Below are 23,363 nucleotides of genomic sequence, written 5' to 3'. Positions count from 1 at the left end.
GATTGTTCGGCCCGATGCAGGCTGTAAACTGGCGGCAGAAGCCGCGCGAAAAGCGCTCTGTGTTGGAGGAGGCCCGTCATGCGCCCGCTGGAATTTGGCTGGTATTTGCCGACGCATGGCGACACCACGGCCTACGGACTGATGGAAGCCCAGGTGCCGGGCTCGCCGGAACTCTGCGAGCGCGTGGTGCAGGCTGCCGAAGCGGCGGGCTTTGAATATTTGCTGATCCCGGTCGGCTCGGTGTGCTGGGAGGCCTGGATCACGGGCGCCTTCATGGCCGCCCGGTCGTCGAAGATCAAGCCGCTGATCGCGGCGCGTCCCGGCTATATCAATCCGGTGCTGCTTGCCAAGATGATCTCGACCTTCGACCAGATGTCGGGCGGGCGCATCTGCATCAACCTGATCGCGGGCCAGAACGAGAGCGAGGTCGAAGCCGAAGGCGTTCGCTACGCCAAGGAAGAGCGCTACGCGCTGATGGACGAAGAAGTCTCGATCCTGAGGGCGCTGTGGACCACGCGCGGGCCGCTGCACTTCGACGGCAGGTTCCACACGCTGTCGGGTGCGTATATCCGGCCACGGCCGCTGCAGCAGCCGTTCCCGAAATTCTATCTCGGCGGCGGCTCGCGGCAGGCATGGGAATTGTCGGCGAAACATTCCGATGTGCATCTGTTCTGGGGCGACCTGCCGGAACGCATCGCGCAGAACATCGCCGAGATCAGGGCGCTGGCGCGCAGCCACGGCCGCGAGCAGGAGATCGGTTTCGGCATGCGGCTGCAGGTAATCTGCCGCGAGAACGAAGCCGATGCATGGGTGGCGGCCGACCAACTCGTGCGTCACGCCAGCGAACGGCAGAAGCAGGAGATGAAGACACTCTACAACAATTCAGTCGCCAACCAGCGGGTGCAGCAGCTTGCGCGCGAGCATGGCGATCTCCTGCTGCCGCATCTGTGGACCGGCATCACCAAGGTCCGTCCCGGCGCCGGCATTGCGGTGGTCGGCAATCCCGTTCAATGCGCCGACATGCTGCAGCAATTCATCGATGCCGGCTGCCATTCCTTCTGCCTGTCCGGCTATCTGCATGACGAAGAGGCCGAGCGCTTCGGACGGCTGATCCGTCCGATCCTTGCGGCGAACAATCGCGGCCGTCTCGCGGCGTAACTCAGGCCGGCACGATCGTCTTGCCGATCGGCCATAGCGCGATGCCGGCCAGCTTGAGATGGGCCCAGGCGAACGGCAGGCCGATGATCGTGACCGCCCAGATGATGGCCGTGAGCAGGTGACCCAGCGCCAGCCACCAGCCCGCGAGCACGAACCAGATCAGATTGCCGATCAGTCCGAGCGGGCCGGTCCCGACATCGCTCTCGCCGGTGATTTCGTCGCGGCGCACCGCCCGCGAGCCGAACGGCAGCAGGGTGTAGACCGCGATGTTGAAGGCCGCGCGCGCCCAGGGCAGGCCGATGATGGTAATCGCCATGATGATCGCGGCGATAAGCCAGCCAAACGCCATCCACGCGCCGCCGATCACGATCCAGAGCACATTGAGGAGGATGGAAAGAGGGGACATGGGTTCACTCGACATTGCCTCGTGGCCGAATTGCTCCGTGGCCTGCCCACTTTATATTTATACGACATCGTCGTTGCGCAAGATAGCCGCCCGATCGGCGATCGCGCCGGTTCAGGCTGAAACCCGTGCCGTCGCCTGGTGGATGTCGAGCAATCGCCGGATCTCCGATGCCGGCTTCGGCGCGCTGAACAGGAAGCCTTGCATCTGCGTGCAGCCCAGTTCGCGCAATAGTTTTCGCTGCTGTTCGGTTTCGACGCCTTCGGCCGCGGTGGTCATGTTGCGCGATGCCGCGATGTTCACCACCGCCTGCACGATGGCGGAGGAGCCGTCGATCTCGATGTCGCTGACGAAGCAGCGGTCGATCTTGATCTTGTCGAACGGAAACCGCTTCAGATAGCTCAGGGAGGAATAGCCGGTGCCGAAATCGTCCAGCGCAATGCGCACGCCGATGGCGCGGAGCTGGTGCAGGATCGCGAGCGCGACCTCGTCGTCCCTGATCAGCACCGCCTCGGTGATCTCGAGCTCCAGTCGACCGGGCGCGAGGCCGGAGGCGGTGAGCGCGCTTGTGATGCGCAACGCCAGCGTCTCACATTTCAACTGGACCGGCGAGACGTTGACCGCGAGCCGGATGTGAGACGGCCAGGCGGCCGCCTCCGCGCAGGCGGTGCGCAGCACCCAGTCGCCGAGTTCGTTGATCAGGCCGGTATCTTCCGCCACCGGAATGAATTCGGCGGGAGAGACCATGCCGCGCTCCGGATGGCGCCAGCGCAACAGCGCCTCGCAGCCCGCCACCTGATTGCTTCTCAAGTCCAAGAGCGGCTGGTAGTGGATCTCAAAACCGCCATCCACCATGGCCTGCCGCAAGTCCTGCTCCATGGTGAGGCGCGCCTGGGCGCTTTCATCCATCGCCGGCTCGAAGAAGCAATGGGTCCGGCGCCCATTCGATTTGGCGGCGTACATTGCCAGATCCGCATGCTTAATCAGTTGGTCCAGCTCCGTGCCGTCCCGGGGCGCCAGCGCGATGCCGATGCTGGCGTCGGTGGAGAGATGATGGCCGAGGCAGTCGCAGGGCTGCCGGATCGCGCCATGGATCCGCGTCACGAAGTCGGAGACGTCACTGGTCGTGTCAACCGCGGTCTGGATCACCGCGAATTCGTCGCCGCCAAGCCGGGCGACCAGGTCGTTCGGCTTGAGGCACGCCTTGATCCGTGCGGCGACCGTCTTCAGCAATTCGTCGCCGACATGGTGACCGAGCGAGTCGTTGATGCCTTTGAACTCGTCGATATCGATGTAAAGCAATGCGAAGCGTTCGCCGAGCTTCGCCCGTTCCAGTTCGCGCGCGATCTGCGCACGGAACAACACGCGATTTGGCAGGTCGGTCAGCGCGTCGTAATGCGCAAGATAGGTAATCCTTTCATTGGCGAGCTTGCGCTCGGTGACGTCCTCGACGACGTTGATGATATAGCGCGTCGTGCCGGATTGATCGCGGATGCCGATGCGCTTCGAGGTGATGTAGCGCTCGCCCTTGGCCTGGGTCTTCCAGAGGTGCTCGTCTCTGTAGAAGCCGTCGGCGGACTGCAGCAGCCTTTCGTCGTCTGAGGTAACAATTCGGGCGGAGGCGGACGGAAAGACGTCGAACGCGGTCTTGCCGACGATCAGGTCGCGCGGAACGCCGAACTGTTCCTCGGCAACCCGGTTGACCAGCAGGTAACGCCGATCGTGCGCATCCTTGACGGTGATCTGCGATGGGATGTGATCGATGATCTCGCGCAGGAAGGCGTAGTTCCGGTCACGCTCCTGCTCCAGCCTGCAGCGCTCGGTGATGTCCTCGATGGTGGAGATCCATCCGCCGTGCCTCAGCGGCGTGCTGATGGCCGAGAACCAGCGGCCGTCCGTGCTGCCTGTCAGGCGGCGATCGACCTGCCCCTGAGCGATATTGTTCATTACCGATGTGCAGAATTCGTCGACATCGCCGTTGAAAAGACCCTGGGCGTGGCGGTGCCGCATCAGGTCGCGGAAGTGGCAGCCCGGCTTCACGGCCTCGGCCGAGAGCTCGAACATGTCGAGGTAGCGGCGGTTAAAGGTGATCATGCGGCCGGCGGCGTCGTACTGCACCAGCCCCTGGATCATGTTGTTCAGCGCCGTATCGAGCCGTTGCCGCTCCGCCTTCAGCCGCTGCTGCGCCTGCCGGTTTTGCCTGTTGATCTCGCGGATGATCAGGAACAACACGCCTGCGACCACGAGGGCGGCGAGCGCCGCGGCGGCGACCAGGAAGCGGGTCTGCGCACGCCAGTCGGCAAGTGCCGCGGCGATCGTGTTGGTTGCGACGATGACCGCCGGAAAATGACTGAGCCGCGCCGCCGAGCCCAGCCGCTTCATTCCATCGACCGGGCTCTCGACACGCAGGGTATGCTGGCCTTCCTTCGCCAGCACCGTTCGCGTGAGCGGCGCGGAGGCGAAATTCCTTCCGATCGTCGCTTCGATGCGCGGGTGGCGCGCGAGCAAGGTTCCGTCGGCGTGAATCAGGGCGATGGTCACGCTCTCGCGCGGAGCAATGGAGGCGAAGAACTTCTCGTATTTTGCCGGATCGATGCGCCGCGTCATGATCCCGAGAAAGACCCCGTTGTGCCCGGTGAGGCGGTGGGCGATCACGGTGTTCAGATTGCCGGTGCGATAGCTGCGGACCGCTTCGGCGAGAACCGGCTCCGTCGCCGGATTGGATTTGAAGCTCTTGAAGTAGGCGCGCTCGGATATGTCGAGCTTCGGTGCTGGCAACGGACCGGACCAGGTGATTATGCGCCCGTCGGTGTCGAACAGCGAGATGTCGCCGAGATAGGACAGGCCCTTCGATTTCAGCACATGATGAACTTCTGAGGCCGACATCCGCTCCTTGAACGCTTCCGGCGAGGCAAGCTCCGGAATCCGCAATTGCGAAATCAGGTCGGAAGCGATCGTCGCGGAGTCTTCGAACTGCTGGTCGAAGTGGCGCGTCAGCATCAGAACCGTGTTTTCCAGTTCGCGCTCGCCGTTGTGGAGGGCGCGCTCTCGGAATTGGCCGACCATCAGCAGGGTGCCGGCAAAGATCGCGGTCACCAGCACACCGCCGCAGAGCGTCAGCCACAGCACCGGGCCGCGGATCGTCGCGGCGAAGTGGCGGCGGAATATTTTCGCGCGAAGAATCGCCCTGTGGATGTGCTTTGAAGGATTGCGCATTCCCGAATTCCCGGGAGGCAGGCATACAATGCAAAATTGTCACAACCGGTTAGGAAATCCGGTTACTCAACGCTTAATAGGTTCTTGCAATATATCCTCGCAGTGGTTGTGGGGTGGGCGTCAGCGCCGATACCCGCTGGTCCGGGTGTAGGTCGGACGTGCCTCCTGCACCGTCCGGCTCGCCAGGCTGGCCCGCGATTCGCTTGCCAGTGGCATTGACGGCTTGAGGTCATCCAGGAAAATCGGTTTCGAGAAATAGTAGCCCTGGGCGTAGCGGATCTTGGTCGCGGCCTGCAGATAGGCCAATTCCTCGTAGGACTCGATGCCTTCGGCAATCACGGTCATCCCGAGCGCCTCGCTCAAGGATTCGATTGCCCGCAGGATGCCCTGGCTGCGCGGGCGCTTATGGATGTCGGTGATGAAGGAGCGGTCGATCTTGATCTCGTCGGCGGTGATGTCGGCGAGCGCCGACAGCGACGAATAGCCAATGCCAAAATCGTCGATCGAGATCCCGACGCCGATCTGGCGCAAGATCGGCAGGATCTCCTTCTGAAAATGCGATTTGGTGACGAAGGCGTCTTCCGTCACCTCGATCATGAAGCGCTTCGGGAATCCCGTCTCCTCGAGCGCGCGGGCGAACGGGCGCATGAATTCGGGATTGGCGGCCTGCTTGGCCGCGACATTGATGCTGATCGAGGTATCGGGACCGAAGGTATCGTTGATCAGGTCGATCGATTTCACGATCTCCGCCAGCACCAGATGAGTCAGTTCGTCGATCAACCCGAGCTCGACGGCGAGGTCGACGAAGGTGCCGGGCGCCTGGATCACGCCTTCATTGTCGCGCAGCCGCACCAGCGCCTCGATGCCCCTGACCTCCTGCGTCCTGAGATCGACCTTGGCCTGGAACGCGCAGCAGAACCGCTTCTCCAGGATCGCGAGCCGCAGCGATTGCTCGATCTTCATCCGCGCCATGGCCTCGACTTCCATGCTGGCGTCGAAGAAGGCCGCGGCGCCCTTGCCGCCATGCTTGACGCGGTACATCGCGATGTCGGCGTTCTGGCGCAGCTCGTCGTAGCTTCGGCCGTGCTCGGGATAAAGGCTGACGCCGATCGAGGTGGAGGCGAAGATTTCCGATTGGTCGATGAAGAACGGAGCCTTCAGCCGCTGCAGCATGAATTCGATGTAGTCGGCGACCTCCTGCGCGGTCTTGATCGGATCGAGCAGCAGCAGGAATTCGTCGCCCGAGATCCGCGACAGGATGTCGGTCTCCCGCAGCGACAGGCCGAGCCGCCGGGTCATCTCCACCAGCAGCGCATCGCCGATGGCGTGGCCGTAATAGTCGTTGATGTGCTTGAAATTGTCGATGTCGAGGAAGGCGAGCGCGAAATGACTGCCGGCGTCGTCACGATGCAATAGGCTGTTGACGCGATGCTCGATCACGCGGCGCGTCGGCAGGCCGGTCAGCTCGTCATAATAGGCGGAACGGAACAGCTGGTCCTCAAACGCCTTCTGCTCGGTGATGTCGGCGGAGGTCGACAGCAGGAGATTGCGGTCGGCGATCCGCACCGGCCGATGCGCGGTGAGGAAAACCTGCTTGCTCGCGCCGGAAGCAACCGCCTCCTCCAGCACGGCGGAGCGGCCGCTGCGTAGCAATTCGAGACAGGTTACGCGGCGCTCGTCCAGTTGCGGGGCCACTGCAAGGCTTGCCAGCTGGAAGTGCGCCGCGGCGGCATCGTTGACGACAAGGAAGTTGCCCTGCTCGTCCTGAACCGTGACACCCGCAGGCAGCAGCCTGACGACATCGCGCAGAATCCGCAGTTCGGAATGGAGTTCGCTCTCATTCGCGGCCGCCGCCGTGGCCACCTGAAAGTCGTGTTTTGTGGGGCTGTGCATGCGCGGGACCTTGGCAAAGTCCCTTGTAGTTTTGGTTAAGTGGAACTGAGAAAAACCGCGACATCTGTGCCGATAGGAGATTTCAACAGGCGCCGCCTCAATCGTCATTAACAGAGCGTCAACCCGATCATCGAATGCCCGCGGCTGTGTTTCGTTTCGCCTTCGCTTCAGAGCGAGGCGCGAAAAGCACGCGCTCAGGCCGCGGGAATCCGGCACTGCATGGTGCAGTGAACACCGGTCTTGAGATAGCTGACGTCGGTCTTGCCGTCGAAAGGCCTGAGCGCCGATTTCAAAAGCCTGGTGCCGAAGCCGGGCTCGCCGATATTTTCCACGGCCGGCCCCTCGGTCTCGTCCCAGGTGATGGTGAGGCGATCGTCCGACACTGACCATGATACCTGCAGGAAGCCGCGCGCGGAGGAAAACGCGCCGTATTTGCCGGCGTTGGTGGCGAGCTCATGAAAGATCAGAGCGAGGCTCACGGCCAGCTTGGCCGGCAGAAACAGGCGATCGCCGTTCAGGCTGAAGCGGACGTGGCCGTAGGGGCCAAGCTCTGAGATCAAGAGGTCCTTGATATCGCATCCATTGCCGTCAACCTTTGCGATCAGGTCGTCGGTCGCCGACAGCGCACGGATGCGATGATCGATGCGGCTCCAGATCTGCGGCTGGTCCTGCAGCGCCTGGTGCAGCACGGCGTGGATGGTCGAGGATTTGTTCTTCAGCCGGTGCTGCAATTCGTCGACCACGAGCTTGCGGTAGTCCTGTTCGCCGATCAGGCGTTTGGCGATCCGCTGCTGCTCGGCGACGATCGAGCGATAGTGCTCGACGCCCCAGATCGTGAGGCCGCAAACCGCCCAGAACATCAACAGCAACACGATCCGCGTCGGATCGGTGACCGTGCTGCCGAAATTGACCGTCAGGCCGAGCAGGCCGCTTGCAAGCGCGGTCAGGATTCCGATGCGCAAGCCGCCGAACGCGCCGGCGAAGAACACCGCCGGAAAATATGGTGTGAAGAACACGTCAGGGCGGATCTGGGAGAGGCCCCAGCGAGCTGCCGTTGCCAGCGCCAGGCAGATAATCGCAAAACCAACGCCGAGCGCGAGCGACGGCTGGGCGTCCCCGCGCCAGCCGCACCTGAACTCGTCGATCAGTCTCTTCATGGCGTTGTCACTTCAGGTGATCAGCGAATCCAAAATAAGGCCGAACCGACGGGTAAGCTGTCATTTGTGGCCGGCAGAGGGCCGAAGGCCACATCAGGCGCCATTGTGCACCGAACAGTCCGCTTGCCTTGTTCCGCCTGTGGCAGGAATATCGCGGTCCATCAATTTCGACTGTTAGCTTAAGAGGTAACGACATGGGACGGTTGGACGGCAAGGTCGCGGTGATCACGGGCGCCACGAGCGGCATCGGCCTGCGCACGGCGGAGGTTTTCGTCGCCGAGGGCGCGAAGGTCGTCATCGCCGGGCGACGCATCGCCGAAGGCGAAGCCTTGGCCAGGGAGCTTGGCGCCAATTGCATCTTCCGCCAGACCGACGTCACGGTGGAAGAGCAGATGAAGGCGCTGATCGCGCTCACGCTGGAAAAATTCGGTAAGGTCGACTGTCTGTTCAACAATGCCGGCGGTCCGGCGCAGACCGGCGGCATCGAGGGATTGGAGGTCGACCGCTTCGATGCCGCGATGGCAACGCTGGTGCGCAGCGTCATGCTCGGCATGAAGCATGTCGCGCCGCACATGAAGAAGCAGGGCTCCGGCAGCATCATCAACAATGGCAGCATCGCCGGGCGGCTTGCCGGCTTCTCCTCGTCGGTGGTCTACGGCGCCGCCAAGGCCGCGGTGATCCATCTGACCAAATGCGTGGCGATGGAGCTCGGCGAGTCCGGCATCCGCGTCAACTCGATCTCGCCAGGCGCGATCGCGACCGGCATCTTCGGCAAGGCGCTGGGATTGTCGACCGACGCCGCGGAGAAGACGCCCGCTGTCATGCGCGAGGTCTACAAGACCGCTCAGCCGATCCCGCGCGCCGGGCTGCCCGACGACATCGCCCATGCCGCCGTGTTCCTCGCCAGCGACGAATCCTCCTTCATCAACGGCCACGACCTCGTTATCGACGGCGCCATCACCGGCGGTCGCAACTGGACCCAGCAGCAGCAGGGCTATGTCGCGCTGCGCAAGGCCTTCGACCAGGGCGCGGGGTAGGTGCAAGCGACGGCGGGACGCTGCCAGACCCTCATCCTGAGGAGCGGCCGTTCGGCCGCGTCTCGAAGGATGAGGCCTCCAGCGTGGCCGCGCCCTTCGAGACGACCGCTGCGCGGTCTCCTCAGGGTGAGGAGATACATCGGTCCGCCGCTTTCTCCACCGTCATTGCGAGCGGCGCGAAGCAATCCATCACGCCGCAAGTGATGCCCCGTCACTTCTTTTTTGGTGTCAGCCAGTCTTCGTCTTCGAGGGATGGTGCCTGCTTCTGCTGTTCGAGGATTTTCCTGTACTCCTCGGGGATCACCTGACTGCGGGATGCCTCGTGCAGCGTCTGCGGAAACCAGGTCGCGATGCCGGGAAAGGCAATCAGCAGCCCGACGCAGATCACCTGCAGGATCATGAACTGGAACATGCCGGCGTAGATCGTCGCGAGACTCCAGCCTTTGACCACCTGCTTGAGATAGTACGCCGACATGGCGACCGGCGGCGACAGGAAGGCGGTCTGCAGCACCACCGCAACCAATGCTCCGAACCATATGAGGTCGATGTTCATGCCCTTCACGACTGGGTAGAAGATAGGCAGGAACACCAGGATGATAGCTGGCCACTCAAACGGCCACCCCAGCAGGAAGACGAGGAACAGCACCACGATCAGCATGAAGCCGGGCGGCAACTGGAGGCCGAGCATCGTCTCGGTGATCCAGTTGGCCGAGCCGAGGCGGGCAAACACCGCACCGAAAATGTTCGACGTGACCGCCAGCAGCAGGACCATGCTCGACGTCGCCATCGTCGAGATCAGCGCTCGTTGCAGTCGGCCGAACGACAGCCTGCCATATGCGAGGGCCAGGATCAGCGCACCGACGCTGCCGATGCCGGCGGCCTCCGTCGGCGTCGCAAGGCCGCCGATGATCGAGCCGAGCGTTGCGGTGATGAGCGCGAGCAGGGGCAGCGTGCCGACGATCACCTCGTACATCATCTGCCCTGCCGAATAGACACGCTCCTCCTTGGGCACCGGCGGCCCAAGTTTGGGATTCATGAAGGCGCGGCCCATCAGATACACGATGTAGATGCCGGCCAGCAGGAAGCCGGGGCCGAACGCTGCGGCATAGAGATCGGCGACCGACACGCCGAGCACCGGCCCCATCACGATCAGCATGACCGATGGGGGAATCAGGATGCCGAGCGTGCCGCCCGCAGTGATGGTGCCCGCTGAAAGCTTTGCGTCGTAGCCGGACTTCGTCATGATCGGCGAGGCCATGATGCCAAGCACGGTGACGGCTGCGCCGACGATGCCGGTCGCCATCGCAAACACGGTCGAGGTCAGGATGACGACGAGGAAGAGCGCGCCGCGCAACGGCGCAAGCAGCATGCGGAACGCCGTGAAAAGGCGCTCCATCAGCCCCGCCTGCTCGGTGATGAACCCCATGAAGATGAACAGCGGAACGGCGGCCAGCAGTTCCTCCTTCATCAGGCCGATGGTCTGGAAGTAGGCAAGCTCGAAGACCGTCGCTCCTATGCCGAGGTAGCCGAACGCAAAGGCGAGAAACAGCAGGGTGAACGAAATCGGCACCCCGATGAAGATCGCTCCGAGCAGCACCAGGAGCATGATCAGGCCGATGAGTGCTTCGGCGGTCATACCTCGATCTTCTCCTTGTGCTCGAGCTCGACGCCGGTGCGTACCATGTAGATGCTCTTGAGCAGCTCGGACGCGCCCTGGATCAGCAGCAACAGGCAGGCGAGCGGCACGACGAACTTGAACGGCCACAGCACTGGCCGCCACGGGGTCTGGTCCGAGGTCTCGTTGATCTCAAAGGCGTAGTGAAACTCGTTCCAACTGATCAGGAACAGCATGATCAGGCTGGGAAAGAAGAAGACGATATAGGAGATCGTGTCGATCAAGCCCTTTTTCCGGGTGGAGAACTTCTCCCAGAAGAAATCGGTGCGGATGTGGGCGCCCTTGTGCAGCGCGTAAGCGGCGCCGAGCATGAACAGCGAGCCGTAGAGCATGTAGGTTGCGTCGTAGGCCCATATCGTCGGCGCATTGAACAAATAGCGCGCTCCAACCTCGTAGGCGACGCCCAGGACAAGCGGCACCGACAGCCACGAGATGATCGTGCCGGTCCGATCCGTGAAACCGTCAATGATCCGGATTATGGCCAGCAGCGCCGGCGACGGCCTGTCTGTTATCTCAACCATCCCTCCCCCTACCGCCGGCCGATCGCGCGTTGCGGCGTGATGCAGGCCGTCTGCGAGCGGATGGAGAGCGGCCTGTTCGGCCGCCCTCGGACCAAGCCTATTTCTCGACCGGGAAGTAGTAGTTCGCCATGAAGGAATATGGCGGGAAATAGGACCGCTTGTACGGCACCACAGCGCTGGCATAGGCCTTCTGCGAGTCGTGCACCTTCTTGAAGAATGGGTTCTTGGCGCCCTCGGCCGCCGCGATCTCGTCCCACTTCTTGATGAAGGTCATCAGGATCTCGGTCGGCGTGCGCAGGATCTGTACGCCGTGCTTCTGCTGCATCTCGATCAGCGCATCGGCGTTCTGGCGCTGCCACTTGGTCCACCAGACGAGGAATGTCTCGTTGGCCGCGGACTTGATGATCTCCTGGTGCTGCGGGCTGAGCTCCTTCCACACATCGCCGTTGATCACGATTTCGCCGACCGTGACGTTCTCATGCAGACCGGGAGAATAATGGTACTTCCAGACGTTGTGGAAGCCGAGCTGCATGTCCTCGATGCCGCCGACCCATTCCGCGCAATCGATCACGCCGCGCTGCGCGGACGGAATGATCTCGCCGCCCGGCATGTTGACCACCGTGAAGCCGAGCGCTTGCCACACTTCGCCGGCCATGCCGGTCTGGCGGCATTTCATCCCCTTCATGTCCTCGACCGTCTGGATCGGCTTCTTGAACCAGCCGAACGCCTGCGGTCCTGCTGGCAGGATGGGAAACACGACGACGTTGAGCTTGAGCTCCTTCTGATAGAACTCGTTGTACAGATCGAGGCCGCCGCCGTGATAGAACCAGCCCATCACGTCCATGTAGTCCATGCCGAAGGTGCCGCCGGGACCGCCGGTGAACAGAATCGCGGTCTTGTTCTTGCCGGTCCAGTAACCCGCCCACGCATGCGATCCGTCGAGCACCTTCTTGTGGGTCGCGTCCAGCACCTCGAAGGCTGGCACGACCTGGCCTGCGGGCATCGTCTCGATCTTCAGCGTGCCGGCCGACAGCTTGTTCACCCGCTCGGCGAAGTAGGTGAAGTTATCATAGAGCGTGAGCGACGCCGGCCATGTGGCCTGCATCTTCAGCGTCTTCGTCTGCGCCATGACTGCAGAGGTGGATCCGACAAACGCCGATGCCATCAGGGCAGCAACGATCAGTCCCAGAAACAAGCGTTTCATGAGCCCTCTCCTCCCTTGGACGACGGGACCCTGGCGATCGCTATTCTTCGCTTTTTCTTGCCGCACCTGGTCTCGAAACCAAGTCTGCCACCATTGCCTCACCTTGTCATCTTGCTTTCTGGCCGCAGCGAGCGCTGGCAGGCTGCTGCGGCGTGGCGCGCTTTTGCGCCGGGTCGCGCCGACGGCCTTGTTGCTGCTTGTTGCGTCGCGGTCGATCTTCCTGCCAGCTGTGCGCTCCACCCGGGCTAGAGCGTTTTCGAGCGAAGTGGGTACCGGTTCGCGTGAAGAAAGCGCGTCAAAACAAGAATCTAGAGCTTCGGTTCTGATTCAATCAGAACCGAAAATGCTCTAGAACGTTTCAGCTCACTGTCCGCTGGCGACCAAAGCGGCGATTACCGTCTCGATCGATGTCGAGCCTTTGCGGGCATTTGCACCGTTATCCGCAAAGTCGATCCAACCCTCGTTGAAGCCGTCGAGCATCTGCATTCTCGGCAGGGGATTGCGCATGCCCTGTTCGCGGAACATCGCCTCCCATTTTTCGCGTGGCACGGCCTCGGCCCTGACCGGCTTGCCGAGCGCCTTCGCGAACGCTGCGGCGATCGCTGTGGGGCTGACGCGCTCGGCGGATTCGAGTTCGACGATGCGCGTGCCGCTCCACTGCTGCTGCAGCAGATCGGCGACGGCGTTGCCGATGTCGGCGGTCGCGATCATCGGCACCGGGCGATCAAGCGGCTGCAGATAGCTTGCGATGACGCCGTGATCCCGGGCCGAAGCTAAATCGAGTGCCGCGTTCTCCATGAACCAGGCGGCGCGAAGCAACGTCACGGGCATGGTGAGCGTCGACAGCGCACCTTCGAGCAGGCCGAGCTGGCTGAGCAGGTTCGGCCGCTCGGCATCGGCGCCGATCGTCGATAGCGCTACCACCCGCTCGGGCGCGCCGCGCGTCAGCGCCCCGCGCAGCGTATCGATCATCGCCCTGGCTTCGCGCCAGTCGGGCGAGGGATCGAACAGCGGCGGCAGCATCACGAACGCGGCTTCCGCGCCCTCGAACGCGCGGCCGAGCGTCTCGGCGTCGTCGAGATCGGCGATCGCGACCTCGCATCCCCGCGCGGCCCAGCTTTCGCCCTTGGCGCCGTCCCGCACGATAACGCGCAACCGCTTGCCTTGCGCGAGCAGCGCGCGGGCCGTGGCCCCGCCGACTTTTCCTGTGACTCCCATGACCGTGTACATATCCTGTCTCCTTTGTGCTGGATGTGAGCGCCGCCGTCTGCCCTTCACTCGCGCTACGGCCCTTGAAATGCAGCTACCAGGGCAGGCTGTCGCCGTGCCGGTTCATGAATCTCAGGCCAGCCTTGCCGGCGCGGGCCTCCACTGCGGTCACGACCGGCGGGATGCTCTCGTCGATTGAGAGCTGTGCACCACCGCCGCCCATTTCGGTGCGCACCCAACCGGGCGCGATCAAGAGCATTGCGCGCGGGTCGCCGGGATGCCGCTGGCTGAAGCATTTCATCAGCATGTTGAGCGCGGCCTTGCTCGCGCTGTAGAGCTCCCAGAAGCCGCGATTGGCGGCGATGCTGCCGAGCTCGGACGACATCACCGCGATGATGCCGCGCGGCGGTACCTGATCCTCAAAGGTTTCGACGATGCGCATCGGAGCAAGCGCGTTCGTCACCATCATGGCGACGAAGTCGTCGACATCAGCATCGATCGGCGTGTTCTCGCGCGCAAGGCAGATGCCGGCATTGACGAGCAAGGTGTCGATGATGCGATTGCCGAGGCGCTGCTTCAGCGCCCTGGTGGAGGTTTGATCGGTGATGTCGACCGTCTCGATCTCGAGGCTTACGGGAAAGCGCGCGGCAAGATCGTCCAGCGCTTTCGACGGCGTACGTACGGTGGCGGTCACCTGGTAGTCGCGGCTGCAATATTCTTCGGCCAGCGCAAGCCCCAGCCCGCGCGAGGCGCCGATGATGAGAACGGTTTTCCTGGTTGCCATGGGTCGATGCTCTCCAACTGATCGGTTGATCTGCTGGATGGACTGTCTCACTCGGATGCTGATGATCCCAGCGCGGATATGTCAGTTTACAAATGACTACAGGTCATGAATTCACTTCGCGCGCGGCCGCGTTGCTTCCTGTGCGGCCTTGAGCGCGAAATCGATGAAGGCGCGGACTTTTGCCGGCGGATGATGACGCGAGGGATGCAGCGCGTAGAGCGGAAAGGTCTCGCCCGGCCAGTCCGGAAACAATTCGATCAGGCGGCCTGATTCCAGCAGCGGCCGTACGCCGATCGCGAGCACCTGCGCGATGCCGGTGCCGGCGATGCATTCGTTGATCATGGTGCCGACGTCGGTCAGCACCAGCGGGCCCGAGGTCTTCACCGGCAGCACTTTCTTTCCGGCGCGGAATTCCCACTCGAAGAGTTGCCCGGACCGCGGGTCGATGAACTGGATGCAGGAATGATCTTCAAGTTCGGCCGGATGCCTGGGACGGCCATGCTTCTTGAGGTAGCCGGGCGAGGCGACGGTCAGCACCCGCGTTTCCAGCAATTTGCGTGCGATCAGCGTGCCGGCGGGAGGCTCGCCGAAGCGCATCGCGACGTGGATGCCATCGGCGACGAGATCGCCGACGCGCTCGCGCGTGATCAATTCCAGCGTCAGCTCCGGATGCCGGCGCAGGAAGCCGCCGATATGGCCGGAGAGGATCATGCGCGAGAAATACGGATCGATGTCGACGCGAAGCCGGCCGCGGACCACGCCTGATGATCCCGAGGCGGTGCTTGCGGCGTCCTCGATCCCGGCGAGGAGCGGCGCGACCTGTTCATAGAAGCGGCGGCCTTCGTCGGTCAGCGCCACCGAACGCGTGGTCCGGTCGAACAGGCGCACGCCGATCCGCCCCTCAAGCCGCGCAACCGCCCGGCTGACGCCGGAGGCGGTGATGCCGAGTGTATCGGCGGCGCGGGCAAAGCTCCTGGTCTGCACCACCGCCGCCAACACGCTTATCCCCGCCAGCAGCCGGCCGTCGAAGGGCATTGCTCCACCGTGATGTTGCGTCAGCAATGATGAAGCGCGGTTGCCATAAAATCAATGGTGGGGTCGGCTGTGCTCCCTCTCCCGCTTGCGGGAGAGGTGATCCGGTAGCCCGGGTGAAGCGCAGCGCAACCCGGGACATCTGCATCAGCGGTTACCAGCGCCCCCGGGTTACGCTGGCGCTCCACGCGGGCTACGCGGCCTTCGTGAGGAGAGGGCCTCTCACGCCTTCCGCTTCGCGGCGTCCTGCAAATCGGGGGCGTTGACGGCGGGGATCGCGACACGGCCGGGGCCGGTATGCGCGAGCGCGGCGGCGGCCTTGTCGTTCTCCATGATCTTGGCCATCACGGCTTGCCCGGCGCGCTCGAAGATGGCGCGGTTCTCGATCACGAATTTCTGCGACTTGCGCAGCCCGTCGATATAGCCGTTGATTTCGGGGATGACATAGCGCGCCACCATGTCCCAGCTTCGCCTGGTGTTTTCCGGATTGGCCCAGTCATGGGCGAAGCCGACGATGGTGCCGACGCCGCCGGAAACCTGCACCAGGTTCTTGATCATCTTCACGAGGTCGTCGGGCGTGCCGATAGTGGAGGCGGCGCCCTCCACGAACGCGGTCTTGTCGACAGCCTCATCGGGCGAGGAGAACGCGGTCAGCCCGGGCCGCATCAGCGTGCCGACATTATATTCGTTGTGCCAGCGCATCAGCCCGGCGCCGGCCTCGCGCCGCGCCTGCTCGCGGGTCTCGGCGATGTGCCAGGACAAGAGCACGCGCCAGTTCGACCGGCTCACGGTGGTGCCGGCCTTTTTGGCGGCATCCTCGGCGAATTGCCATTGCTGTGGCAGCGCCATCAGGCCCTGGGTCGACATCGAGCCGAGCGAGATGATGCCGATGCCGTATTTGCCGGCCAGCGTCATGCCTGATGGCGAGATCTGCGAGGCCACCACGAACGGCATGTCCTCCTGCAGGGGCAGGATCTGCAGCGCGGCATCGTTCATCACGAACCAGTCGCTCTTGGCGGTGACGCGTTCGCCGTTGAACAGGCGGCGGATGATCGCGATCGCCTCGTCCTGGCGGTCGCGCTGGGTCATCGGATCGATGCCGAGCGTATGTGCGTCGGAGGCAAGCGCGCCGGGGCCGGAGCCGAAGATGGCGCGGCCGCCGGTCATGTGGTCGAGCTGCACCATGCGCTGGGCGACGTTGAAGGGATGGTGATAGGGCAGCGAGATCACGCCGGTGCCGAGCTTGATCCGCTTGGTGCGCTCGCCGGCGGCGGCCAGAAACATCTCCGGCGAGGCGATCATCTCCCAGCCCGAGGAGTGATGCTCGCCGCACCAGAATTCGTCGTAGCCGAGCTCGTCGAGCTGCTGGACGAAATCCAGGTCGCGGCGGAATTGCAGCATCGGATGCTCGCCGATCGGATGATGCGGGGCGAGGAAGGCTCCGAATTTCAGGCGCGCCATAGGGTGTTCTCTCCGGATTATTGTTGTCGTAAGCGTTGCGCCAACCTACGGGCAGGGCAGGTCCAGCGCAATGCTCCGAGCCCGCGGGCCTGCATGGATGTTGCGCGGAAGGCGCGGCATGCCGCTGCCCGGAATTTCCGCACAGTATCGTGAGCGCCGTAGCCCGGGTGGAGCGCCAGCGTAACCCGGGGCCACGGACTTACCTCGGAGGTAATCGCCGGAATGACGCGAATGTGTAGCTTGCGCGGGCACAGGATTTTGAACGGAACGCTCCGCCATGCACCAGATCGTCGCCATGCCAGTGGATTCCTCGCGGCGCTGGTGGGTGCTGGCGACGGTGGTCGCCGCGCAATTCATGTTCGGGGTCGATGCCTTCATCGTCAATGTCGCGATCCCGACCATGGCGGCGGAGCTTGATGCCAGCGCGGCCGAGATCGAGGCCGTCATCGCGATCTATTTGATCGCCTATGCGACGCTGGTGGTCACCGGCGGCCGGCTCGGCGACATCTATGGCACCAGAAACGTGTTCGTCGCCGGCGTCGCGGGTTTCAGCCTGGCGTCGCTGTGGTGCGGGCTCGCGCAATCGGGACCTGAATTGATCATCGCGCGACTGGCGCAGGGTGCGACCGCCGCGCTGATGGTGCCGCAGGTGCTGGCGACGCTGCATCTATTGTTTGCCGATTCCGCGCGCGCCCGCGCCTTCGGCATCTACGGCATTGTGCTGGGTTTGGCGGGCGCCGCCGGCTTCCTGCTCGGCGGCGTGCTGGTGACGCTCGATCTCGCGGGCCTCGGCTGGCGCGCGGTGTTCTTCGTCAACGTGCCCTTCGGCATCGTCATCATCGTCGCCGCGCTCAGGATTGTGCCGACGGTGCCGCATCGGGCCGGCACGCGGCTCGATATTCCCGGAGCCATCGTGCTGTTTGCGGGATTGTTGTGCCTGATCGGGCCGCTGTTGTTCGGCCACGAGGTGCACTGGTCGCTCTTTGTGTGGCTGGTGATGGCCGGCGGCGTTGTGATCATTGCGGCGTTCGTCCGGCTCGAGCGGGCGATCGCGCGCGGGGGCGGCATGCCGCTGATCGATCTTGCGCTGCTGGCTGACGCGCCCTTCATGCGCGGACTGGTCGCGGTGTTCTTTTTCTTCTTCGCCAATCTCTCGTTCTATCTGGTCATGACCATGTTCATGCAGAACGCGCTGCATATTCCACCGCTTCAGGCCGGGCTCGTGTTCGTGCCGCTCGCGCTCACCTTCGTGATCGCCTCGCGCCATAGCGGCACGCGGGCCAGGCATCGCGGCACGCTGGTGCTGATCGAGGGCTGTGCGCTGCAGATGATTGGCCTTGCGGCGATTGCCGCGACGGCGGCGCTGGTCGAGGCGCCTTCCGCGCTGTTGCTCGCACTGGTGCTGATGATCTTCGGCTACGGCCAGGGGTTGGTGATGGCGCCGCTCTCCAGCGCGGTGCTCTCGACGGTGAAGCCTGCCAGTGCCGGCGCGGGTTCCGGCATGTATGGCACCACGACGCAGATCGGCAATGCGGCCGGTGTGGCCGCAATTGGCGGGGTGTTCTTCGCGATCGAAGCAGCAGGCTCGGCGCGACTGGCGCTGCATGTGGCATGCGCATTGTTTGGGCTGTCGATCATCATTTGCGCCGCATTCCTGTCATGGATGCGGCGCGCGGCATGATCATGGATTAATTGCTGTTCACGAATTTAGCGCACGTCTCACAATTTCCGGGAAATGACAGTATACGGACTTTTTATTTTGCGCTGCAGCAACTATGTGATGAAGCCGAGGCTGGTCGAAATCACCTCAGGAGTTGCTGTTGTCACTTGCCAAGAACGTCGAATTCCTAAGCCATCTGCCCCGGCTGAATGGATTCAATGGCCTTGCTGCCGTCTATGGGCGAAGCCTTGCACCTGCGGTCGACAGTCCGCTGGTCGAGACAGCCGACTTCGGCGCGAATCCCGGCGCGCTGAAGATGTATTCGTTCGTGCCGGACGGGCTGCCGCGCGGCGCGGCGCTTGTTGTCGTGTTGCATGGTTGCGGCCAGACCGCGGCCGGCTACGATCTCGGTGCGGGCTGGTCGACGCTCGCGCGTCACTATGGCTTTGCGCTGCTGCTGCCTGAGCAGCAGAGCGCCAACAACGCCAACACCTGCTTCAACTGGTTCAATCCGGAAGACATCACGCGCGGCAAGGGGGAGGCCGGCTCGATCCGCCAGATGATCGCGCATATGGTCGTCGACCACAAGCTCGATTCGCGCCGCATCTACGTCACCGGGCTGTCCGCTGGCGGCGCCATGACATCGGTGATGCTCGCGACCTACCCCGATGTCTTCGCCGCAGGCGCGATCGTGGCCGGCCTGCCGTTCGGCATCGCCACCAATCTGCGCGAAGCGCTCAATGGCATGATGCAGGCGCCGCCGCGGCCTGCGAATGAACTGGGCGATCTCGTGCGTGGCGCGTGGAAGCACGATGGTCCGTGGCCGAAGGTTTCGGTCTGGCACGGCAGCGCTGACCGCACCGTCAATCCCGGCAATGCGGATGCGATCGTCAGGCAGTGGCTCGACGTGCATGGCCTGCCGGAGACGCCGATGGCGACGGCGACGGTCGACGGCTATCCGCGCGAGGTTTGGTGGAATGAAGATGGCGAGACGGTCGTCGAATCCTACACCATTACCGGCATGGCTCATGGCACGCCGCTCGGCGTCGCCGCCAATGACGAACGCTATGGCGAAGCCGGCGCCTTCCTGATCGAGGCCGGGATTTCGTCGTCGTACCACATCGCGAATTTCTTCGGCCTCACCGAGCGGGCTCGCCGTTCCGCGCCGGTCGAGAGAGAGGCTGCCAAGACGGTGGTCAAGCCGATGACGAAGCCGGTCGCAAACGAAGCGGCAAAGCCCATTCCCCTGCCTCGCGCCACGCGGTCCGGTCAGGCTGCGCCGTCACACACGCTTCGCGGCCGCGCCCGCGAGATCAGCGATGCGATCACCCGGGCGCTGACGGCCGCGGGTTTAGTGAAATAGCTTTGGTGCTGCGGTTGCAGGCGCCGGCACCGCCGCTCACAGCTCGCCGGTGATGAACGGGTTCGTCATCCGCTCCTGGCCGATGCTGGAGCCGGCGCCGTGGCCGCAGATGAAGCCGACATCATCGCCGAGCGGCAGCAGCTTTTCCTTGATCGACCTGATCAGCGTCTCATGGCTGCCGCCGGGAAGATCGGTGCGGCCGACCGAGCCGTTGAACAGGACGTCGCCGACATGGGCGAAGCGCAATTCCCTGTTGAAGAACACCACGCTGCCGGCCGAATGGCCGGGGCAATGCAGGATCTCGAAGGTAAGCTCGCCGATCGAGACCTGATCGCCTTCTTCGAGCCAGCGGTCGGGCGCAAAGTCGCGCACGCCGGTCATGCCGAAGCGCGCACCGCTGCTGACGACATTGTCGAGCAGAGGCTTGTCGGCGATATGCGGGCCCTCGATCGGCACCTTCAGCGCGTCGCGCAATTCGGCGGCGCCGCCGACATGGTCGATATGGCCATGAGTGATCCAGATCTTCTCGACGCTGACGCCGGTTTGTTTGATCGCCTCCTGGATCTTCGGAACGTCGCCGCCGGGATCGATCACGACCGCCTTCTTGGTGGGCTCGTGCCAGAGGATGGTGCAGTTCTGCTCGAACAGCGTCACCGGCACGATGATCGCGCCGGCCTTCGGCTTTGTCTCGGTTTTGTCATCCATGGCGGCACCTTATGCTCTGGGAAAATCGCGTCAACTCGTCCCGGGAACGACATGTGGCCGCGCGCCGGACTGTGATAGGGTTGCACAACTCTTCGGCATTTAGTGGTGCGTAACAGGAATGGCATCCACCGTATCGGAACAATCCGTGACCCAGGCTTCCAGGTCGCCGCTCGGCGGGACCCGGATCACGGCCCGCGCCTTCTTCGTGGCCGAGCGCCTGAATACATCGGGGTTAGAGCGCAGCGACGTGCTGGCGACGACACCATTGGCGTTTCGCGTCAATGAGAACGGCGTCGCCATTCTGTTCCGATACGGCGTCGTGGTCCTGATCGGCCTGAATGCGCTGGAGGAAGATGAGTTCCTGCGCGGGCTGCAGTCGCGTCTGGTCGCGCCGTTCGCGCGGCGCGAGGAGGAGAGCGCCACCATCGAGCTCGCCTCCGAGAAGGACGATCAAATTCCGCCGGGCGGTCCGATCTATCTGCAGAGCCTGTCGCCGGAGCGTCTAATTCTGGTGGGCGAGGCGCTGGCGAAAAGCGTCGTGCTGGCGCGGCACGAGCGCGAGGTCGCCGCCGTGTTCGACATGACCGAGCCGTTCGCGCGCGGCCTCGCCAAGAGCGGGCAGATTCATGGCGGCCGCGCCGCGATCCTGAAGCAGATCGGCAATGCATTGTCGGTCCGTCATCGCGTCTCCGGGCCGGTCGAAGTGTCCGAGAAGCCCGACATCCTCTGGGACAAGCCGCAGCTCGAGCGGCTCTATGCCCGGCTCGAGGACGAATATGAATTGAAGGAGCGCGCCGAATCGCTCAACCGAAAGCTCGCGGTCATCGCCGAGACCGCGCAGGTCCTGACCGATATCATCGACACCCGCCGCTCGCTGCGGCTCGAGCTGATCATCGTCTTCCTGATCCTGTTCGAGGTGCTGATCACCATCTACCAGCTCGCGACCGGCCGCCACGTGTGATTGCCGAAATCTTGTTCGAACCCGCCGCGCGTCAGCACATTGCCACGTTCAAGCCTGAATTGAAGGATCACGTGCCCCAATGGGCGATATGGGCGACTTCGACAAAGATTGGTGGCGGCGCGGCATCTTCTATCAGGTGTATCCGCGCTCGTTTCAGGATTCCAACGGCGACGGAGTCGGCGATCTCAAGGGGATTTTGCGGCGGCTGCCGTACTTGCGAGAACTTGGCGTCGACGCGTTCTGGCTGTCGCCGATCTATCCCTCGCCGATGGCCGATTTCGGCTACGACATTTCCGACTATACCGGCGTCGATCCGCTGTTCGGCACGATGGAGGATTTCGACGCCCTGGTCGCGGCGGCCCATGATGCCGGGCTCAAGCTGATTCTCGATCTCGTGCCGAACCACACCTCCGAGCAGCACCCGTGGTTCGTCGAATCGCGAAGCTCGCGCGATAACCCCAAGCGCAACTGGTACATCTGGCGCGATCCGAAGCCCGGCGGCGGACCGCCGAACAACTGGTTGTCGGAATTCGGCGGCAGCGCCTGGGAATATGACAGCGAGAGCGGCCAATATTACTACCACGCCTTCCTGGCCCAGCAGCCGGACCTGAACTGGCGCAATCCGGAAGTCCGCGCCGCGATCTATGACGTGATGCGGTTCTGGCTCGGCAAGGGCGTCGACGGTTTTCGCGTCGACGTCATCTGGCATCTGATCAAGGACGCCAAGTTTCGCGACAACCCGCCCAACCCGCATTATCACGAGGGCCGGCCGCCGCATGAGAAATTCCTGACGCAATATTCCACTGACCAGGTGGAGGTCCACGAGGTGATCGCCGAGATGCGGCGCGTCACCGACGAGTTCGAAGCCCGCGTGCTGATCGGCGAGATCTATTTGCCGCTGCATCGGCTTGTCGCCTATTACGGCAACGATCTCACCGGCGCCCAGATGCCGTTCAACTTCGCACTGCTCTCGACCTTGTGGAGCGCGCGCTCGATCGAGCGGATCATCGAGGACTATGAGAAGGCGCTGCCGGCGGGCGCGTGGCCGAACTGGGTGCTCGGCAATCATGACCGGCCGCGGATCGCGAGCCGGGTGGGACCCGAGCAGGCGCGCGTCGCCGCCATGCTGCTCTTGACGCTGCGCGGCACGCCGACGCTCTATTACGGCGACGAGATCGGCATGCGCCAAGTTCCGATCGCGCCCAATGACGTGCGCGATCCCTTCGAAAGGAATGTGCCGGGACTGGGCCTCGGTCGCGACGGCTGCCGCACGCCGATGCAATGGGACGCGGAGCCCAATGCTGGCTTCTCGACTGCAAAACCGTGGCTGCCGCTCGCCCATGATGCGCTGAGCGAAAACGTCGCCAGCCTCAAGGCCGACAGGACGTCGATCCTCAACCTGTACAAGGCGCTGATCGCGCTCCGGCGCGAATGGCCGCAGCTTGTGACCGGCAGCTATGAACGGGTTGCCGCGCAAGGCGACATCCTGCTCTATCGCCGACGTGGCGAGGAGGGCGCGCTGATCGTGGCGCTGAACCTGGGAGCCGATCCGGCCGCGGTCACCTCGAGTGCGATCGCCTTCGGCAGCGAGATCCTGCTGTCGACCTTCCTCGACCGCAAGGGCGAGACGATCGAAGGCGTGCTCGACCTCCGCGGCAATGAAGGCATCATTATCGCGCCGCCGCGGTGATGACACCGTTACTTGACCCTCATGGTGAGGAGCGCGCAGCGCGTCTCGAACCATGAGGCCCCGCCGGCGGCCTCGCCCTTCGAGACGACCGCTGCGCGGTCTCCTCAGGGTGAGCGACTATCTGGATTGTCAAGTTGCATTGGCGTATTGGGCTCGCGCATCGCGAGCTTTTGCATTGAGTCTGACGAGGAGCTTGCGCGCCAAGGCAATGCGAATGACCATTTTCTCTTTGCC

General features: G+C 63.5%; 18 protein-coding genes. 6 read left to right on the top strand and 12 right to left on the bottom strand.

The features are described from left to right. Positions 1-78 precede the first annotated feature (78 nt). Complete coding sequence (locus I6F35_RS34220) at positions 79-1,158, top strand: LLM class flavin-dependent oxidoreductase (protein WP_225122053.1); 1,080 nt, start codon at positions 79-81, stop codon at positions 1,156-1,158. A gap of 1 nt (position 1,159) precedes the next feature. Here I6F35_RS34220 and I6F35_RS34215 read toward each other — a convergent pair whose 3' ends face one another. The 4 genes from I6F35_RS34215 to I6F35_RS34200 all read right to left on the bottom strand — a co-directional run bounded on the left by I6F35_RS34215 (position 1,160) and on the right by I6F35_RS34200 (position 7,827). After that, complete coding sequence (locus I6F35_RS34215) at positions 1,160-1,564, bottom strand: YccF domain-containing protein (RefSeq protein WP_225122052.1); 405 nt, start codon at positions 1,562-1,564, stop codon at positions 1,160-1,162. A gap of 111 nt (positions 1,565-1,675) precedes the next feature. After that, positions 1,676-4,777 (bottom strand): EAL domain-containing protein, encoded by a 3,102-nt coding sequence (locus I6F35_RS34210; RefSeq protein WP_225122051.1) that lies wholly within the window; start codon positions 4,775-4,777, stop codon positions 1,676-1,678. Between the two features lie 120 nt (positions 4,778-4,897). Next, positions 4,898-6,670: an EAL domain-containing protein gene (locus I6F35_RS34205; protein WP_225122050.1), complete on the bottom strand. Its 1,773-nt coding sequence runs from the start codon at positions 6,668-6,670 to the stop codon at positions 4,898-4,900. 194 nt (positions 6,671-6,864) lie between these two features. After that, on the bottom strand, positions 6,865-7,827 hold the full coding sequence (locus tag I6F35_RS34200) for an HWE histidine kinase domain-containing protein (RefSeq protein WP_225122049.1): 963 nt from the start codon (positions 7,825-7,827) through the stop codon (positions 6,865-6,867). 194 nt (positions 7,828-8,021) lie between these two features. Between I6F35_RS34200 and I6F35_RS34195 the strand changes: the two genes are divergently transcribed. Beyond that, positions 8,022-8,864 (top strand): SDR family oxidoreductase, encoded by an 843-nt coding sequence (locus I6F35_RS34195; protein ID WP_225122048.1) that lies wholly within the window; start codon positions 8,022-8,024, stop codon positions 8,862-8,864. 211 nt (positions 8,865-9,075) lie between these two features. Here the strand turns inward: I6F35_RS34195 and I6F35_RS34190 are convergent, their stop codons facing one another. The 7 genes from I6F35_RS34190 to I6F35_RS34160 form a co-directional block, all read right to left on the bottom strand. Then, on the bottom strand, positions 9,076-10,500 hold the full coding sequence (locus I6F35_RS34190; RefSeq protein WP_225122047.1) for a TRAP transporter large permease subunit: 1,425 nt from the start codon (positions 10,498-10,500) through the stop codon (positions 9,076-9,078). Next, the gene (locus I6F35_RS34185; protein ID WP_225122046.1) at positions 10,497-11,060 is read right to left on the bottom strand and encodes a TRAP transporter small permease subunit; all 564 of its coding nucleotides are present in this window, start codon (positions 11,058-11,060) and stop codon (positions 10,497-10,499) included. Before I6F35_RS34185 ends, I6F35_RS34190 begins: the two co-directional genes overlap by 4 nt. A 97-nt stretch (positions 11,061-11,157) precedes the next feature. Then, positions 11,158-12,264: a TRAP transporter substrate-binding protein gene (locus I6F35_RS34180; protein WP_225122045.1), complete on the bottom strand. Its 1,107-nt coding sequence runs from the start codon at positions 12,262-12,264 to the stop codon at positions 11,158-11,160. A 363-nt stretch (positions 12,265-12,627) separates the two neighbouring features. Beyond that, positions 12,628-13,494: an NmrA family NAD(P)-binding protein gene (locus tag I6F35_RS34175; protein WP_225122044.1), complete on the bottom strand. Its 867-nt coding sequence runs from the start codon at positions 13,492-13,494 to the stop codon at positions 12,628-12,630. 73 nt (positions 13,495-13,567) lie between these two features. Continuing rightward, positions 13,568-14,257: an SDR family NAD(P)-dependent oxidoreductase gene (locus I6F35_RS34170; protein WP_225122043.1), complete on the bottom strand. Its 690-nt coding sequence runs from the start codon at positions 14,255-14,257 to the stop codon at positions 13,568-13,570. A 111-nt stretch (positions 14,258-14,368) separates the two neighbouring features. Continuing rightward, the gene (locus I6F35_RS34165) at positions 14,369-15,292 is read right to left on the bottom strand and encodes a LysR family transcriptional regulator (protein ID WP_225122042.1); all 924 of its coding nucleotides are present in this window, start codon (positions 15,290-15,292) and stop codon (positions 14,369-14,371) included. Between the two features lie 219 nt (positions 15,293-15,511). Beyond that, complete coding sequence (locus tag I6F35_RS34160) at positions 15,512-16,750, bottom strand: LLM class flavin-dependent oxidoreductase (RefSeq protein ID WP_225122041.1); 1,239 nt, start codon at positions 16,748-16,750, stop codon at positions 15,512-15,514. A 277-nt stretch (positions 16,751-17,027) separates the two neighbouring features. Here I6F35_RS34160 and I6F35_RS34155 point away from each other — a divergent pair, with 277 nt between their 5' ends. Beyond that, a complete protein-coding gene (locus I6F35_RS34155) occupies positions 17,028-18,431 on the top strand; it encodes an MFS transporter (protein ID WP_225122040.1) in 1,404 nt (467 codons plus the stop codon). Between the two features lie 139 nt (positions 18,432-18,570). After that, entirely contained in the window at positions 18,571-19,773 is a 1,203-nt protein-coding gene (locus I6F35_RS34150) for a PHB depolymerase family esterase (RefSeq protein WP_225122039.1), read from the top strand. Positions 19,774-19,809: 36 nt separating this feature from the next. Here I6F35_RS34150 and I6F35_RS34145 read toward each other — a convergent pair whose 3' ends face one another. Next, positions 19,810-20,478 carry an MBL fold metallo-hydrolase gene (locus I6F35_RS34145; RefSeq protein WP_225122038.1) on the bottom strand — a complete coding sequence of 223 codons (669 nt, stop codon included), beginning with the start codon at positions 20,476-20,478 and terminating at the stop codon, positions 19,810-19,812. 145 nt (positions 20,479-20,623) lie between these two features. Between I6F35_RS34145 and I6F35_RS34140 the strand changes: the two genes are divergently transcribed. After that, positions 20,624-21,439: an RMD1 family protein gene (locus tag I6F35_RS34140; RefSeq protein ID WP_225122037.1), complete on the top strand. Its 816-nt coding sequence runs from the start codon at positions 20,624-20,626 to the stop codon at positions 21,437-21,439. 88 nt (positions 21,440-21,527) lie between these two features. Beyond that, positions 21,528-23,129: an alpha-amylase family glycosyl hydrolase gene (locus tag I6F35_RS34135; RefSeq protein WP_225122094.1), complete on the top strand. Its 1,602-nt coding sequence runs from the start codon at positions 21,528-21,530 to the stop codon at positions 23,127-23,129. Positions 23,130-23,363: the final 234 nt, after the last annotated feature.

Source organism: Bradyrhizobium sp. BRP22 (assembly GCF_020194175.1).
GTDB lineage: Bacteria > Pseudomonadota > Alphaproteobacteria > Rhizobiales > Xanthobacteraceae > Bradyrhizobium.
Note: the sequence above shows the minus strand (reverse complement) of the source record. Positions and strands in the feature narration are given on the sequence as shown.

Coding starts and splice junctions, on each gene's coding strand:
- I6F35_RS34220 (WP_225122053.1), top strand. CDS start 79: ATGCGCCCGCTGGAATTTGGCTGGTATTTGCCGACGCATGGCGACACC.
- I6F35_RS34215 (WP_225122052.1), bottom strand. CDS start 1,564: ATGTCCCCTCTTTCCATCCTCCTCAATGTGCTCTGGATCGTGATCGGC.
- I6F35_RS34210 (WP_225122051.1), bottom strand. CDS start 4,777: ATGCGCAATCCTTCAAAGCACATCCACAGGGCGATTCTTCGCGCGAAA.
- I6F35_RS34205 (WP_225122050.1), bottom strand. CDS start 6,670: ATGCACAGCCCCACAAAACACGACTTTCAGGTGGCCACGGCGGCGGCC.
- I6F35_RS34200 (WP_225122049.1), bottom strand. CDS start 7,827: ATGAAGAGACTGATCGACGAGTTCAGGTGCGGCTGGCGCGGGGACGCC.
- I6F35_RS34195 (WP_225122048.1), top strand. CDS start 8,022: ATGGGACGGTTGGACGGCAAGGTCGCGGTGATCACGGGCGCCACGAGC.
- I6F35_RS34190 (WP_225122047.1), bottom strand. CDS start 10,500: ATGACCGCCGAAGCACTCATCGGCCTGATCATGCTCCTGGTGCTGCTC.
- I6F35_RS34185 (WP_225122046.1), bottom strand. CDS start 11,060: ATGGTTGAGATAACAGACAGGCCGTCGCCGGCGCTGCTGGCCATAATC.
- I6F35_RS34180 (WP_225122045.1), bottom strand. CDS start 12,264: ATGAAACGCTTGTTTCTGGGACTGATCGTTGCTGCCCTGATGGCATCG.
- I6F35_RS34175 (WP_225122044.1), bottom strand. CDS start 13,494: ATGTACACGGTCATGGGAGTCACAGGAAAAGTCGGCGGGGCCACGGCC.
- I6F35_RS34170 (WP_225122043.1), bottom strand. CDS start 14,257: ATGGCAACCAGGAAAACCGTTCTCATCATCGGCGCCTCGCGCGGGCTG.
- I6F35_RS34165 (WP_225122042.1), bottom strand. CDS start 15,292: ATGCCCTTCGACGGCCGGCTGCTGGCGGGGATAAGCGTGTTGGCGGCG.
- I6F35_RS34160 (WP_225122041.1), bottom strand. CDS start 16,750: ATGGCGCGCCTGAAATTCGGAGCCTTCCTCGCCCCGCATCATCCGATC.
- I6F35_RS34155 (WP_225122040.1), top strand. CDS start 17,028: ATGCACCAGATCGTCGCCATGCCAGTGGATTCCTCGCGGCGCTGGTGG.
- I6F35_RS34145 (WP_225122038.1), bottom strand. CDS start 20,478: ATGGATGACAAAACCGAGACAAAGCCGAAGGCCGGCGCGATCATCGTG.
- I6F35_RS34135 (WP_225122094.1), top strand. CDS start 21,528: ATGGGCGACTTCGACAAAGATTGGTGGCGGCGCGGCATCTTCTATCAG.